A 14,977-nucleotide genomic window follows, 5' to 3' on the forward strand; every position below is an offset into this window, starting at 1 on the left:
CTGGGCAGGGACGGGCGGACAGAGTTAGAGTAACCGAACGATCGGTCGGGACAAGGGGGCCCGCCAAACCTGTGGACAACTCGTAGGGGAAGATCGCGGACATGACCACGGCCAAGCGGGACACGTACACCCCGGAGACACTGCTCACCGTTGCCGTCCGTGTCTTCAACGAGCGGGGCTACGACGGCACGTCCATGGAGCATCTCTCCAAGGCGGCGGGCATCTCCAAGTCGTCCATCTACCACCACGTCGCGGGCAAGGAGGAACTCCTGCGCCGCGCGGTCAGCCGTGCGCTGGACGGGCTCTTCGGAATTCTCGACGAGCCGGGAGCAACACGGGGGCGGGCGATCGAGCGGGTCGAGTACGTCACCCGTCGCACCGTCGACGTGCTGATAGCCGAACTGCCCTACGTCACGCTGTTGCTGCGCGTACGGGGCAATACGAAGACGGAGCGCTGGGCCATGGAGCGGCGGCGCGAGTTCGACCAGCGGGTGACCGATCTGCTCAAGGCGGCGGTCGCGGACGGTGACCTCCGCTCCGACGTGGACATACGGCTGGTGACACGGCTGCTCTTCGGAATGGTCAACTCCCTGGTGGAGTGGTACCGGCCGCTGCCCGACGGCGGAGTCGACGGGGAGCGTCTGGCGGACACGCTCGTGCGCGTGGCCTTCGAGGGAATGCGGTCCAGCCGCTGAGCCGAACCGTCGGCGGTCGCACGGATCCGGCGTGATCCGAACGAAAGGCCCTAGGCGAGCTCGGTGGGTCCGTCCGTGCCCGGGGCCAGGTCGGTCTCCTCGAACACCAGGAGCGTGCGGGTGGAGAGCACCTCCGGGATGGCCTGGATCCTCGTCAGGACCAGTTCGCGCAACGACCTGTTGTCCGGTGTGTGCACCAGCAGCAGGACGTCGAAGTCGCCGCTGACCAGCGCGATATGAGTCGCCCCCGGCAGTGCCTGGAGCTGCTCGCGCACCGTGCGCCAGGAATTCTGGACGATCTTGAGAGTGATGTACGCGGAGGCTCCCTGCCCCGCCCGCTCATGGTTCACGCGCGCGGTGAAGCCACGGATCACGCCGTCGTCGATGAGCCGGCTGATCCGGGCGTAGGCGTTGGCCCGGGACACATGGACACGATCGGCCACCGACCGTATCGAGGCGCGGCCGTCCGTCTGGAGCAGTCGCAGGATGCCGCGGTCGATGGCATCGAGCGGCCGCGCGGGCGCAACCTGGCCGGGGTCCTCGCCCCCGTCGGCCATTTGTTCAGCTGACATGTGCCCCCGCCTCCCCGTCCTGGACGACCTGCCTCTATCCCAGGCTGTGGAGAACCGTTTGTCCACAGGCTGAAGGCGCCTGTAGCCAAAATGCGCTCGCGACCGAACAATCGGTAGGTGAGGCACACCACATCCGTGCCTCGGACAGCGCTCGATATTTCGATGTATTTCGACACCCCTCGGCATCGGACGATCCCCTGATGCCGACAGACGCCGCTCGGAACCCCTCGATGCCAGGAGGTGCTTGTCATGACGGTCCAAGAGCTGCCCGGCGCGGCTGCTTACCGGCCCACGCCGCCCCCGGCCTGGAAGCCGCTCACCGATCCCGCGCCGCTGCTCCCGGACCCCGAGCCGTACCGCGTGCTCGGTACGGATGCCGTGGCCGACGCCGACCCCGAGTTGCTGCTGCGGCTCTATACGGAGCTGGTCCGCGGCCGGAGGTACAACGCGCAGGCCACCGCTCTCACCAAGCAGGGCCGGCTCGCCGTCTACCCGTCGAGCACGGGGCAGGAGGCCTGCGAGATAGCGGCCGCGCTGGTGCTGGAGGAGCGGGACTGGCTCTTTCCCAGCTACCGGGACACCCTTGCGGCAGTGGCGCGCGGCCTGGACCCGGTCGAGGCGCTGACGCTGCTGCGTGGTGACCGGCACACCGGTTACGACCCGCGTGAGCACCGCATCGCACCGCTCTGCACCCCCCTTGCCACCCAGCTGCCGCACGCCGTCGGGCTGGCACACGCGGCGCGCCTCAAGGGCGACGACGTGGTGGCGCTCGCCATGGTCGGTGACGGCGGGACCAGCGAGGGCGATTTCCACGAGGCACTGAATTTCGCAGCCGTCTGGCGTGCCCCGGTCGTCTTCCTCGTGCAGAACAACGGCTTCGCGATCTCCGTACCGCTGGCGAAGCAGACCGCCGCGCCGTCCCTGGCACACAAGGCCGTGGGGTACGGGATGCCGGGCCGGCTGGTGGATGGAAACGACGCGGCCGCGGTGCACCAGGTCCTCGGCGAGGCGGTGGCGCGGGCCCGGAGCGGTGGCGGGCCGACGCTCGTCGAGGCGGTGACGTACCGCATGGACGCCCATACGAACGCCGACGACGCCACTCGCTACCGCGTCGACAGCGAAGTGGAGGCCTGGCGTGCGCACGACCCGATCCAGCTTCTTGAGCGCGAGCTGACCGGGCGAGGGCTGCTCGGTGACGACGGGATCGAGGAGGCGCGCGCGGCCGCGGAGCGGATGGCGGCAGCTCTGCGCGAGAGGATGAACGCAGATCCGGTGCTGGATCCGATGGATCTGTTCGCCCATGTCTACGCGGAACAGACCGCACAACTGCGGGAGCAGGAAGCCCGGTTGCGTGTCGAACTGGACGCCGAGCGGGATCAGCACGGCCATGACGACGTGGAGGAAGGGCGATGACCACCGCAGCGGCGGCGGCCGGAGAGCGGACGGCGAAGGCCAAGCCCGCCACGATGGCACAGGCACTCGGGCGGGCGCTGCGCGACTCGATGGCACAGGACCCGACGGTGCATGTCCTCGGCGAGGACGTCGGCACGCTCGGTGGGGTCTTCCGGATCACCGACGGACTGGCCAAGGAGTTCGGCGAGGACCGTTGCACGGACACCCCACTGGCCGAGGCGGGCATCCTCGGGGCGGCCGTGGGCATGGCGATGTACGGGCTGCGACCCGTGGTGGAGATGCAGTTCGACGCCTTCGCCTATCCGGCGTTCGAGCAGCTCATCAGCCATGTCGCGAAGATGCGGAACCGGACGGCCGGCGCCATGCCGCTGCCGATCACGGTCCGGGTGCCGTACGGCGGCGGGATCGGCGGGGTCGAGCACCACAGCGACTCCTCGGAGGCGTACTACATGGCGACGCCCGGCCTCCATGTCGTCACGCCCGCCACGGTCGAGGACGCGTACGGGCTGCTGAGGGCCTCGATCGCCTCCGACGATCCGGTGGTGTTCCTGGAGCCGAAGCGGCTCTACTGGTCGAAGGCGGACTGGTCGCCCGAGGCGCCGGTGGCTGTGGAGCCGATCGGCCGGGCCGTCGTCCGCCGGCCGGGCCGCAGCGCGACGCTGATCACGTACGGGCCGTCGCTGCCCGTCTGTATGGAGGCGGCGGAAGCGGCCGTCGAAGAGGGCTGGGACCTGGAGGTCGTGGACCTGCGCTCGCTGGTGCCGTTCGACGACGAGACCGTCGCCGCATCCGTCCGGCGTACCGGGCGTGCGGTCGTCGTCCACGAGTCCTCCGGTTTCGGCGGTCCGGGCGGTGAGATCGCGGCCCGGGTCACCGAGCGCTGCTTCCACCACCTGGAGGCGCCGGTGCTGCGGGTCGCCGGGTTCGACATTCCGTATCCGCCGCCGATGCAGGAGAGGCACCATCTCCCGGGCGTGGACCGGGTGCTGGACGCGGTCGCCCGCTTGCAGTGGGAGGCGGAGAACTGATGCCCCAGGTACTCGAATTCAAGTTGCCGGACCTCGGTGAGGGGCTCACCGAGGCGGAGATCGTGCGCTGGCTGGTGGAGGTCGGCGATGTCGTAGCCATCGACCAGCCGGTCGTCGAGGTCGAGACGGCCAAGGCGATGGTGGAGGTGCCGTGCCCGTACGGGGGTGTGGTGACCGCGCGGTTCGGCGAAGAAGGATCGGAACTGCCGGTCGGGGCGCCTCTGTTGACGGTGGCGGTCTCGGTGGGGGCGACGCAGCCGGTGGGGGCGGATGCGGGTGCGGACGAGGGGGCAGGAGCCGGCTCCGGTTCGGGGTCCGGTTCCGGCTCTGGCTCCGGTTCGGGGTCCGGTTCCGGCTCTGGCTCCGGTTCTGGTTCCGGTGAGGTGGAGTCGTCCGGCAATGTGCTGGTCGGGTACGGGACGGGTGCACCGGTGGCGCGTCGTCGGCGGGTCCGTCCCGCAGCCGTGACGGCAACGGTTCCCGCACGGGTGCCTGCGGCTCCGGCTCCGGCCGCGGTGCCGACGTCGGCACCTGATCCCGTGCCGGATGCGGCGCCGGGGCCGGTGGCTGTGGTTTCTCCGCTGGTACGGAAGCTGGCGCGGCAGCATGATCTTGATCTGCGGCAGTTGGCGGGCTCCGGACCGGACGGGCTGATCCTGCGGGCCGATGTCGAATCCGCGATCAGGGCGCCGGCAGAGGGAACGGCGGCACCCCGGCCGGCCGCGGTCGCGACGCCGGAGGCCGGGACGGAGCGGGTGGCGGCGTCGGCACCGGTATCGGAGCCGGCTTCCGGGGCGGCGGCGAGCCCGGCCGCGCACCGTATTCCGTTGCGCGGTGTACGGGGCGCGGTCGCCGACAAGCTGTCGCGCAGCCGGCGGGAGATCCCCGACGCCACATGCTGGGTCGATGCCGATGCCACCGAGCTGATGGCGGCCAGATCCGCGATGAACAGCGCCGGTGGTCCGGCGGCCGGTCCCAAGGTTTCGGTGCTGGCCCTACTGGCGCGTATCTGCACCGCGGCACTGGCCCGGTTCCCCGAGCTCAACTCCACGGTGGACCTGGAAGCGCGGGAGATCGTGCGGCTGCCGGAGGTCCATCTCGGGTTCGCGGCTCAGACCGAGCGGGGCCTGGTCGTCCCCGTCGTGCGGGATGCGCAGGCCAGGAACGCCGAGTCGATCGGGACCGAGATCGCCCGGCTGACCGAGGCGGCGCGGGCCGGGCGGCTGACCCCGGCGGAACTGACCGGCGGCACGTTCACACTGAACAACTACGGGGTGTTCGGAGTCGACGGATCGACCCCGATCATCAACCACCCCGAGGCGGCGATGCTGGGCGTCGGCCGGATCGTTCCCAAGCCCTGGGTGCACCAGGGGGAGCTGGCCGTACGACAGGTGGTCCAGCTCTCGCTGACCTTCGACCACCGGGTCTGCGACGGCGGTACGGCGGGCGGCTTCCTGCGTTACATAGCCGATTGCGTGGAACAACCGGCGGTGCTGCTGCGCACGTTGTAGGTGAGGCCGTGGCTCCCGGTTCTTCCCCCTTGCTCGACCCGGCTGATCGGCTCGATCGCCGACCGGGTGGATCAACGGGAGCCTGCGGCCCGCATACTCGGATGCATGACCGCGTATGACGCCATCGTCCTTGCCGGAGGGGCCGCCAAACGGCTCGGCGGCGCCGACAAGCCCGGAATCCGGGTCGGTGGCCGTGCGCTGCTCGACCGGGTGCTCGCGGCCTGTGCCGATGCCTCGGCGACGGTGGTGGTGGGCGGGCGACGGCCCACCGCGCGGCCGGTGATCTGGACGCGCGAGGAGCCTCAGGGCGGCGGCCCGTTGGCCGCGCTCGACGCGGGGGTCCGGCGGACCACGGCGGAACGGGTTCTTGTCCTCTCCGCCGACCTGCCGTTTCTTGGCGCGAGCACGGTCGGAGCGCTCCTGGCCGCCGCCGGGGAAGGGCAGCGGGATGGGGCTCTGTGCGCCGATCAGCAGGGTCGCGACCAGCCTCTCGTCGCCGTCTACCGTGCCGAGCCGCTGCGCCGTGAGCTCGCGCTGATCGCCGCCGAGCACGGTGGTCTGTCCGGGCTCCCTCTGCGTCTGCTGACGCACGAACTCGATCTCGCCCGGGTGGAGGCCGATCCTCTTGCCTCCTTCGACTGCGACACCTGGGAGGACATTGCGTCGGCCCGGGCCCGTATCAGAGAGCATGGGACCGTGCTGGATGAATGGATCACCGCAGTCAAGAACGAACTCGGTATCGAACTCGACGTCGACACCGACGTCCTGCTCGATCTCGCCCGTGACGCCGCCCACGGCGTCGCCCGGCCCGCCGCGCCGCTGACGACCTTCCTGGTCGGGTACGCGGCGGCCAAGGCGAGCAGCGGAGGTGACGCCGACGGGGATGCCGCCACGGCTGTGGCCGAGGCCGCCAGGAAGGCTGCCGCGCTCGCCCTCCGCTGGGCGGACGAGAACGAGACGCAATGACCACCCCTGACGGCGGGCCCGATCGGCCTCCGGCTGCGGATGGCGGGCCGATGGATGCGGGGTCCCCGGCGGGTGCCGGATCCCTGATGGGCCTTGGGACTGTGGCGGGTGCCGGGGGTTCGGTGTGTGATCGTCCGGTGCCGGGCGGTGCAGCGTCCTCGGTCGGTGCAGCGTCCTCGGTTGTTGGCTCGTCCTCGGCCGTCGGCTCGTCCTCGGAGGGTGACCGTTCTCGGAGCGGGGAGCGGTGTTTGACTCCGGAAGAGGTGCGGGCGGCGGAGGCGGACCGGGCCGTGGAGCAGGCTCTCGCTCTGGTCGGGAGCCGGTCGGCCGGTGAGCCCCGCCCCTCGGGTCGGCCTCAGGCCACGGGGCGGCATCACATCACGGGTCACGCTGCGGATCGGCCTCACGCTGCGGATCGGCCGCAGTCCACGGAATCCGGCTGCCCTGCGTCCTGTTCCCCGGAGCAGTCGCACTCCGCGGGTCCGTCCCGCCCCGCGGACGAACCTGCGGCAGCCCCCAGTCCGCTGCCACCGGACCGGGACCGGGACCGGCACAGGCACGGACACACGGCCTCCTGGCGGGAGGCGCGGGCGCTAGCGGCTCGGTCCGGGCGTGCCGCGACGGTCCGGGCCAGTCGGCTTCCCCTCGACCAGGCGCTCGGACACGTACTCGCCGAGCCGCTCGTCGCGCTCACCGATCTGCCGTCCTTCGACACCTCTGCCATGGACGGCTGGGTCGTCTCCGGGCCGGGGCCGTGGAACATCCGCGAGATCGCCGGGGCCCGGGGCGCGGAGAGAGCCGATACCGGCGCGGGCCGGGACCTGGGCATCCTCGCCGGGCAGAGCACCCCCGCCACGCTTTCCGACGGAGACGCCGTACGGATCGCCACCGGCGCCCGTATTCCGGCGGATGCCAACGCCGTGATCCGCAGCGAACACGCTCACGTGGACGAGGCCAAGGGGCTGCTCCACGCGAAGCGTCAGGTGTCGCCCGGACAGGACATCAGGCCCCGTGGCCAGGAATGCCGTGCCGGTGATCAGCTCATGCCCGCCGGGGCGCTGGCGACGCCCGCCGTTCTCGGTCTGGCCGCCGCGGCCGGGTACGACACACTCGTCGTGGTGCCTCGGCCTCGCGTCGACGTCCTCGTTCTCGGTGACGAACTGCTGACCACTGGGCTGCCGCACGACGGGCTGATCCGCGACGCACTCGGCCCGATGATCGGCCCCTGGCTGCGTGCGCTGGGCGCCGAGGTTTCGGCCCCGCAGCGGCTCGGTGACGACGCGGCGGCCCTGCGGCGTGCCCTCACCACATCCGACGCCGATCTGGTCATCACCACCGGTGGCACGGCCGCGGGCCCCGTCGATCACGTCCACCCGGTCCTTGCCGGGATCGGGGCCGAGCTGCTGGTCGACGGAGTCGCTGTCCGCCCCGGTCACCCGATGCTGCTGGCCCGGCTCAAGAAGACGGCGGGCCCGTATCTCGTAGGGTTGCCGGGCAATCCCCTGGCCGCGGTCTCCGGGCTCCTCACACTTGCCGAGCCCCTGCTCCGCGGGCTGGCGGGCCGGGAGCCGGAGGCGCCGTACCAGGTCGTCGTACGCGACGAGGTGCACGGGCACCCGTATGACACCCGCCTGGTGCCGGTCGTCCACCGGGCGGGCAGCACCGCCGACGGGCCGGGCAGCGGGTACGACGGTGGCGCGGGAACCGGGAGCGGTGCCGAGCACGTCGTACCGCTGCACTACAACGGTCCGGCGATGCTCCGTGGGATCGCTGCCGCTGACGGGCTGGCCGTCGTACCGCCCGGCGGGGTACGGTCCGGCACCGAAGTGGAGATCCTCGATCTACCGTGGGCCTCGGCGATGCCGTGGACGGAAGGGTGTTTCACGTGAAACTTCCCGGCCACGATGCGATGGCCAGGCGCGCCGACGAGCATGTCATACCCACACGGGTGCTGCTCCCGCGCAGGGTTGTCGACAGACCGGCGCGGCAGGTCGCCAAGCGGCTGATGATGGCGCTTCTGGTGCTTGCCATAACGGTGTTGATCGTCTGGATGGACCGCGGCGGATATCACGACGCCGCCGATGACCAGGTCGATCTGCTGGACGCGGTGTACTACGCGACGGTCACCCTCTCCACCACCGGCTACGGCGACATCACCCCGTACGGGGACAGCGCCCGGCTCACCAATGTGTTGCTCGTGACACCACTGCGGGTGCTCTTTCTGATCATCCTGGTCGGTACCACTCTTGAGGTTCTTACGGAACGGACCCGGGAGGACTTTCGGCTGAAGCGTTGGAGAACCAACTTGCGTGATCACACCGTTGTCGTCGGCTTCGGGACGAAGGGCCGTTCGGCCATTCAGACCCTGTGTGCCACCGGCCTGAAGAAGGAACAGATCGTCATCGTCGACCCGGCGACCAAGGTGATCGAGATCGCCAATGCCGAAGGGTTCGTCGGGGTGGTCGGCGATGCGACGCGCAGCGAGGTACTGCTGCGGGCCGAGCTCCAGAAGGCGCGTCAGATCATCATCGCCACCCAGCGCGATGACACGGCGGTGCTGGTGGCGCTGACGGCGCGGCAGCTCAACCGTGGCGCGAAGATCGTCGCGGCGGTGCGCGAGGAGGAGAACGCCCCGTTGCTCCGGCAGTCCGGCGCCGACGCGGTGATCACCAGCGCCAGTGCGGCGGGCCGGCTGCTGGGTCTCTCCGTCCTCAGCCCGAGCGCGGGCACGGTGATGGAGGACCTGATCCAGCAGGGCAGCGGACTCGATCTCGTCGAACGGCCGGTGATAAAGGCCGAGGTGGGCAAGAGCGTCCGGGAGACCGATGATCTCGTGGTCAGCGTGTTGCGGGGGCATCGGCTGATGGGTTACGACGATCCGGCGGCCAGCCCGCTGCAGTTGACGGACCGGTTGATCACCATCGTGCGCGCCTCGAACGAATCGCCGCTGGACGGCCCGCCCATGGGCACACCGCGCCCCCGCGACTGATCCCGCCCGCCGCCCGCCGCCCGCCGCGCGTCTCGCGTGCAGCCCGTCCCGCCCCGAGTCCCGCGTGCGGCCCCGTCCATGTACGACCGGCCCCGCCCCGCCCCGCGCGGCGCTCTTCGGGGTGCTTCACCTGCCACGGAGTAGCCTCGCCGCCATGTATGCGATCACGATCCCTGAACCCGGCGGCCCCGAGGCACTCGTCTGGGCCGAGGTGCCCGATCCGGTGGCCGGTGAGGGTGAGGTCCTCGTCGATGTCGTGGCCAGCGCGGTCAACCGCGCCGATGTGTTGCAGCGGCAGGGGTTCTACAACCCGCCGCCCGGCGCGTCCCCGTACCCCGGCCTTGAGTGCTCGGGCCGTATCTCGGCGATCGGGCCCGGTGTCACCGGCTGGTCGGTCGGCGATGAGGTGTGTGCGTTGCTCGCGGGCGGCGGATACGCGGAGAAGGTCGCCGTTCCTGCCGGTCAGCTGCTGCCCGTGCCGGACGGCGTCGATCCGGCTCTGGCCGCGGCACTGCCCGAGGTGACGGCCACGGTCTGGTCCAACGTCTTCATGGTGGCCCATCTGCGCCCCGGCGAGACGCTGCTGGTGCACGGCGGATCCAGCGGAATCGGCACGATGGCGATCCAGCTCGCCAAGGCCGTGGGCGCGCGGGTCGCGGTGACCGCCGGGGGACCGGAGAAGCTGGCGCGCTGCGCGGAACTCGGGGCCGACATCCTGATCGACTACCGGGAGCAGGACTTCGTCGAGGAACTGCGCAAGGCGACCGACGGGGCCGGTGCGGATGTCATCCTTGACATCGTCGGCGCGAAGTACCTGGACCGGAATGTGAAGGCGCTCGCCGTCAACGGCAGGCTGGCCGTCATCGGCCTTCAGGGCGGCGTCAAGGGCGAGCTGAATCTGGGCGCCCTGCTCAACAAGCGGGCCGCCATCACCGCGACCTCGCTGCGCGGCCGCCCGCTCGCCGAGAAGGCCGCCATCGTCGCCGCCGTCCGCGAGCACGTCTGGCCGCTGATCGCGGACGGGGTCGTGCGGCCGGTCGTGGACCGCACGGTGCCGATGCCGGACGCCGCCGAGGCCCACCGGGTGGTGGAGTCCAGCGCGCACATCGGGAAGGTGCTGCTGCGGGTTCCGATGGGCTGACGCCGACGTCGACCGCCGTCCCGCGGCGCGGGCCGACACCCCGGGGCTGCGCCCCGGCCCACTCCCTGGTCCCCCGCCACGCGGAAAGGCCCGGCGCACAGGTCGTCGACCATGTGTGCCGGGCCTCGGTGTTGTTCTCCGTCAGGGTGGTACGGGCCAGGGACAGCGCAGGCGCAGGGGCTGACGACCTAGAGGTACGGGCCCGACCGGATGGCCCCGTGCGGGTCCCCGCTGCCGTCCTCGTCCTCGTGGGCGCTGCCCGGCGGAAGGGCGCGGCGCATCTGTTCCAACTGGGCCCGAGCAGCCATCTGCTGGGCGAACAGTGCCGTCTGGATGCCATGGAACAGGCCTTCCAGCCAGCCCACCAACTGGGCCTGGGCAATCCGGAGTTCCGCCTCGGAGGGCACCGACTCCTCGGTGAACGGCAGGGAGAGCCGCTCCAGCTCCTCCACCAGCTCCGGCGCGAGGCCGTCCTCCAGCTCCTTCACGGAGCTGGCGTGGATCTCCTTGAGCCTGACCCGGCTCGCCTCGTCGAGAGGAGCCGCCCTGACCTCCTCCAGGAGCTGCTTGATCATGCTGCCGATGCGCATGACCTTCGCGGGCTGTTCGACCATCTCCGTCACCGGGACCTCACGCGATTCGTCGTCAGTGCCACCGCCGCCGCCGATCGCCATGCCGTCCTGCCCCACCACGAGGACTTGGGGGTGCTCCTGCGACCGTTCATTCCTCGGCATCTCCATGGCGCCATTGTCTCGCACACCTGCCGTACGACACTGTGGTGCCCCCGCAAACGCTTGATCCACCGTTCACGGGGGCACCGAGTCAGCCGGTCAGCCCACCGGCCGCACCGTCCGAAGCGACCGAACCGGCTGAACCGGCCGCACCGACCGCACCGAATTCAGACTCCCTGCCGTCACCTGGCATCTCCTGCATCACCCGGCTCTCCGTGCCAGCGCGAGGCGTGAGCGGGTGAGCGCCGTCGCGAGCAGACCGGCCAGCAGCGGAACGCCCACGACGAGCAGGCCGAGGGTGGGCCAGGGCAGCACGATCGGTGTGTACGCGGACTCCGTGGGCTCCAGCCGCATCGTGTGCAGCGCCTGGCGCAGATCGACGAGCCGCAGCGCCACCGCGGGCACCAGTCCCGCCAGCGTGCCGAGGACCACACCCGTGAGCGCCACCACCACGCACTGGAAGCCGGACAGCTTCCGCCGCACGCCCGGGGGCGCACCCACCGCGCTGAGCGTGTTGAGGTCGGCCTCCGCGTCCGCCTTGGCGAGGCCCGTCGTGATCGCGGCGGCGCCCAGCGTCACCATTCCGGCGAACAGGGTCAGGATCAGCAGCATGGAGTCGTCGTCCCCGCCGGGACCGGACTCGGACTGCACCCAGAGGCCGCCGCCGGCCTGCTCGATCGCGCCGTCCGTCCGCTGCATCTCGGCTTCCGTCGGTGAGTGGGCGACGGCATACACGCTTCCGCCCACCTCGGTGTGCAGGCCGAGCCGTTCAGCGGTCCGCTGCGGCAGGATCATGTTGATCCCGGGGGTGGCGGCGTACTTCTCGGGGGCCACGTACGCCTTCAGCGTCTCCGTGGTGGTCCGTGGCTTGCCCGGGTGCTGCCTCCAGTTCTGCTTGTCCTCCTTGCTGTAGCGGTGGACCGCCTTGAGGGTGACCTCGCCGTTCTTCGCGTACACCTCGTTGAGCAGTACCGGCGTGCCTGCCGCCAGTGCCTCGGCGGCCGCGGGGTCGTCGAGCTTCACATAGGTGCTGAGCATGGCCTCGTCCGCCACGACGATGCTGCTCGCTCCGGTGTTGAAGAGGCCCGACGACATGAGGTCGGTGAGGCAGGCCGGGGAACGCATCAGCTTCTTGTGCTCGTCGGCGGAGAGCCGCGCGGCGAGCTCCTTGGCGCCCTTGCCGGTGAGCGGGCAGACATGGGCCTTGCCGGTGGGCCTGACCAGTTCCAGTGAGCCGCAGCTGTTCTCCTCGCCGCTGTAGAGGTCGCAGTTGCTGCCCGCCCAGACCCGTCGGAAGTCGGCGTGCCCGCCGGTGACGGCCATGTTCCGTTCGACGGCGGCCCGTGCCTGCGGGAGTCGGGCGGCGGCCTCGGTGTCGGCGGAGGAGAGGACGACGGTTCCCTCGTTCAGGGAGGGGATGTAGTCGAATTCGTACTCGGCCGTGGAGCTGGCCATGTACGTGGCGATGGCGACCGAACCGGCGACAGCTGCCATCACAGCCGCGACCGCGGGGGCGGTACGGCCACGGTTGCGGGCCGCGTCGCGCAGCGCCAGCCGGGGCGAGAGCGGCAGCCTGCGGCCGAGCCGCCCGAGGAAGCCGACGATCACCGGGATGCAGGCGAGAAGCCCGAGCTCGGCGGCCACCGAGCCGCCGGCGACCAGCGACGAGTCCCCGGCGGTGCCGCCGTAGATGGCGACGCCGCAGCCGATGGCCAGTACGCAGGTGCCCAGGACGGGCAGCACCCGGGAGGAGCGGCGGACGCCGCGGCGGCCGGTGAGCGACTCCAGCACGGACTGCCGGCTCGCCACGATCGCCGGGGCGAACGCGGCCAGAAGGCCGGTGACCAGGCCGATCGCCGCGATGATCAGCAGCTCCGTCGGGTTCAGGGCGAGGGAGCCGAAGCGGTGCCCGGCCCATTCCTCGATCATCGGGCGGAACAGCGCGGTGGCTCCGAGCCCGACCACCACACCGGTCACGGCTCCGATGCCGCCGAGTACCAGACCGCCGCCGAGCACCACGGCCCGGACATGGCGTCTGTCCCCGCCGCAGGTGCCGAGAAGTCCGAGCTGACGTCGGGAGCGGCGCGCACCGACCGCGAACGCCGGTCCGGCGAGCAGCACGATCTCCAGGACCGCCATGGCGACCACGGTGATGAGGGGCGCGCTCAGCTCCTCGGGGCTTTCCGCGTAATGGTCGCGGTTTTTCCTGGTCAGCGGGACCTCGGAGTCCGGCGGCGGGTCGAGGACGACCTGACGGGACTTGACGAGGATGCCCGACTTATTGGCGGCCATGACGTGCGGCCAGGTGATCCCCACCCCTTCGGGGCCCTTGACCAGCCAGTCCTTGTCGCGGGCGTTCGGCGGCAGCACCGTCTTGTCCTGGTCGGACCTGGCCTGCCACGGGGCGATGACCGCGCCCGGGTCGGCGTACAGCGCCTCGGCACTCAGGGTGTCCGGCTGCTCGACCACACCGGTGATCGTGTACTTCTTGCCGGAGTTGCGCACGGTGGTGACCGACCCGACGTGCAGGCCGGTCGACTTCAGGAACGGTTCGGTGGCGGCCACCTCGTTCATGCCGTGCGGGAACTCACCGCGCACCAGGTCGATCTTGCCGCGGGCCAGCTTGTCCGAGGTCCGGAACTCGTAGATGTCGGTGTTGGCGATGCCGTACCCGGTGGTGATGCTCGCCGGGACGGACTGGATGCTGATCGCCCGCGAGCCCTTGGGGAACGTGGTGCTGATGTCGATCGGCGGGCCGGTGTCGTCCACCGGCGCGTTCTCGTCGACCTGGTCGTACGACTCCGCCTCGGGCATCTGCTCGATGGGGCCGATCCGCTGGTCGCTGAAGAGCGCGTCGGCGGAGCCCATGTCAACCGTCAGCTTCTCGGCCGTGGTCGGTGTCACGCTGCGGTACGTCACGTCGAGGGCGGTGACACCGAGCACCGGGACGGCGATCATCGCGACCACCAGTGCGCTGCGGCCCTTGGACCGCATCGCGTCGCGCCGGGCTATGCGCAGGGCGGCGCGCCAGCCGGTGAGGACGCTCACTCCGCGGCCTCGGAGGCAAGGAGCGAGTCGGCGTCGGCGGTGAGCGTCTGGTCGACGATCGAACCGTCCCGGAGGAACACGACCCGGTCCGCCCAGGCCGCATACCGCGGCTCGTGCGTCACCATCACTCCGGCCGCGCCCTGGTCGCAGCGGTTGCGCAGCATCGCGAGCACCTGCTCGCCGGTCTCGGAGTCGAGCGCGCCGGTCGGCTCGTCGGCGAGCACCAGGCGCCGGTCCCCCACCAGCGCACGGGCGATCGCGACACGCTGCTGCTGGCCGCCGGACATCTCGTCCGGGAACCGGTCGGCGATCTCCAGCAGCTTCATCTCCTCCAGCGCCGTCCGGGCCTCCTTGCGGGCCTTGCGGACGGAGACACCGTCGAGCTCGCGCGGCAGGGCGATGTTCTCGGCGGCGGTGAGGGCGGGGATCAGGTTGTAGTCCTGGAAGACGTAGCCGACGCTGCGGCGGCGCAGGGCGGCGACGCCCTTGCGGCCGAGTCCGGCGATGTCCTGGCCCTCGATGACGACCTGGCCGCTGGTCGCGGTGTCGAGACCGCCCGCGATGGTCAGCAGGGTGGACTTGCCGGAGCCGGACGGGCCCATCACGGCGACGAGTTCACCGGCGTACACGGCGAGGTCGATGCCGCGCAGGGCGTGCACCTCGGCGATTCCGGAGCCGTGGGTGCGGGTGAGTGCCCGGAGTTCGAGCACCGGTGCCCCGGATCGGGGCGGGACGTGCGAGGACATGGTGAGTGGTTCCCCCTCGGAACGGGTCTGGGGCGGCGCCGGACATCGAAGCGGTCCGAGGCCGGGCGCCGGGGCGGCACGCGACGGACGGTGCCGGTGCCCGGCGCGTACGCGGACGGCCTGTGGTCAGTGGCCCG

12 protein-coding genes are annotated in these 14,977 nt (G+C 71.0%); 8 read left to right on the forward strand and 4 right to left on the reverse strand.

The window, feature by feature from the left end:
- Positions 1-101: 101 nt before the first annotated feature.
- Positions 102-695: a TetR/AcrR family transcriptional regulator gene (locus tag ABZY11_RS02695; protein ID WP_356477364.1), complete on the forward strand. Its 594-nt coding sequence runs from the start codon at positions 102-104 to the stop codon at positions 693-695.
- A 50-nt stretch (positions 696-745) separates the two neighbouring features.
- Here ABZY11_RS02695 and ABZY11_RS02700 read toward each other — a convergent pair whose 3' ends face one another.
- On the reverse strand, positions 746-1,252 hold the full coding sequence (locus tag ABZY11_RS02700; RefSeq protein ID WP_356477420.1) for an Lrp/AsnC family transcriptional regulator: 507 nt from the start codon (positions 1,250-1,252) through the stop codon (positions 746-748).
- A 264-nt stretch (positions 1,253-1,516) separates the two neighbouring features.
- Here ABZY11_RS02700 and pdhA point away from each other — a divergent pair, with 264 nt between their 5' ends.
- The 7 genes from pdhA (at position 1,517) to ABZY11_RS02735 (ending at position 10,315) form a co-directional block, all read left to right on the forward strand.
- Positions 1,517-2,680, forward strand: a complete 1,164-nt coding sequence (gene pdhA, locus ABZY11_RS02705; RefSeq protein WP_356477365.1) for a pyruvate dehydrogenase (acetyl-transferring) E1 component subunit alpha — start codon at positions 1,517-1,519, stop codon at positions 2,678-2,680.
- The gene (locus ABZY11_RS02710) at positions 2,677-3,708 is read left to right on the forward strand and encodes an alpha-ketoacid dehydrogenase subunit beta (RefSeq protein WP_356477366.1); all 1,032 of its coding nucleotides are present in this window, start codon (positions 2,677-2,679) and stop codon (positions 3,706-3,708) included. The genes pdhA and ABZY11_RS02710 overlap by 4 nt, the downstream gene beginning before the upstream one ends.
- Positions 3,708-5,219, forward strand: coding sequence for a dihydrolipoamide acetyltransferase family protein (locus ABZY11_RS02715; RefSeq protein ID WP_356477367.1), 1,512 nt, complete (start codon positions 3,708-3,710; stop codon positions 5,217-5,219). The genes ABZY11_RS02710 and ABZY11_RS02715 overlap by 1 nt, the downstream gene beginning before the upstream one ends.
- 105 nt (positions 5,220-5,324) lie before the next feature.
- The gene (locus ABZY11_RS02720) at positions 5,325-6,185 is read left to right on the forward strand and encodes an NTP transferase domain-containing protein (RefSeq protein ID WP_356477368.1); all 861 of its coding nucleotides are present in this window, start codon (positions 5,325-5,327) and stop codon (positions 6,183-6,185) included.
- 248 nt (positions 6,186-6,433) lie between these two features.
- Positions 6,434-8,074: a molybdopterin molybdotransferase MoeA gene (locus ABZY11_RS02725; protein ID WP_356477369.1), complete on the forward strand. Its 1,641-nt coding sequence runs from the start codon at positions 6,434-6,436 to the stop codon at positions 8,072-8,074.
- Positions 8,032-9,174, forward strand: coding sequence for a potassium channel family protein (locus ABZY11_RS02730; protein ID WP_356477370.1), 1,143 nt, complete (start codon positions 8,032-8,034; stop codon positions 9,172-9,174). The genes ABZY11_RS02725 and ABZY11_RS02730 overlap by 43 nt, the downstream gene beginning before the upstream one ends.
- Positions 9,175-9,328: 154 nt before the next feature.
- The gene (locus tag ABZY11_RS02735) at positions 9,329-10,315 is read left to right on the forward strand and encodes an NAD(P)H-quinone oxidoreductase (protein WP_356477371.1); all 987 of its coding nucleotides are present in this window, start codon (positions 9,329-9,331) and stop codon (positions 10,313-10,315) included.
- A gap of 188 nt (positions 10,316-10,503) precedes the next feature.
- Here the strand turns inward: ABZY11_RS02735 and ABZY11_RS02740 are convergent, their stop codons facing one another.
- From ABZY11_RS02740 to ABZY11_RS02750, 3 genes are all read right to left on the reverse strand, one after another.
- A complete protein-coding gene (locus ABZY11_RS02740; protein WP_356477372.1) occupies positions 10,504-11,055 on the reverse strand; it encodes a bacterial proteasome activator family protein in 552 nt (183 codons plus the stop codon).
- A gap of 192 nt (positions 11,056-11,247) precedes the next feature.
- Entirely contained in the window at positions 11,248-14,094 is a 2,847-nt protein-coding gene (locus ABZY11_RS02745) for an ABC transporter permease (protein ID WP_356477373.1), read from the reverse strand.
- Positions 14,091-14,840: an ABC transporter ATP-binding protein gene (locus ABZY11_RS02750; RefSeq protein ID WP_356477374.1), complete on the reverse strand. Its 750-nt coding sequence runs from the start codon at positions 14,838-14,840 to the stop codon at positions 14,091-14,093. Before ABZY11_RS02750 ends, ABZY11_RS02745 begins: the two co-directional genes overlap by 4 nt.
- Positions 14,841-14,977 lie beyond the last annotated feature (137 nt).

The sequence above is a fragment of the Streptomyces sp. NPDC006510 genome, assembly GCF_040611955.1.
Taxonomy (GTDB): domain Bacteria; phylum Actinomycetota; class Actinomycetes; order Streptomycetales; family Streptomycetaceae; genus Streptomyces.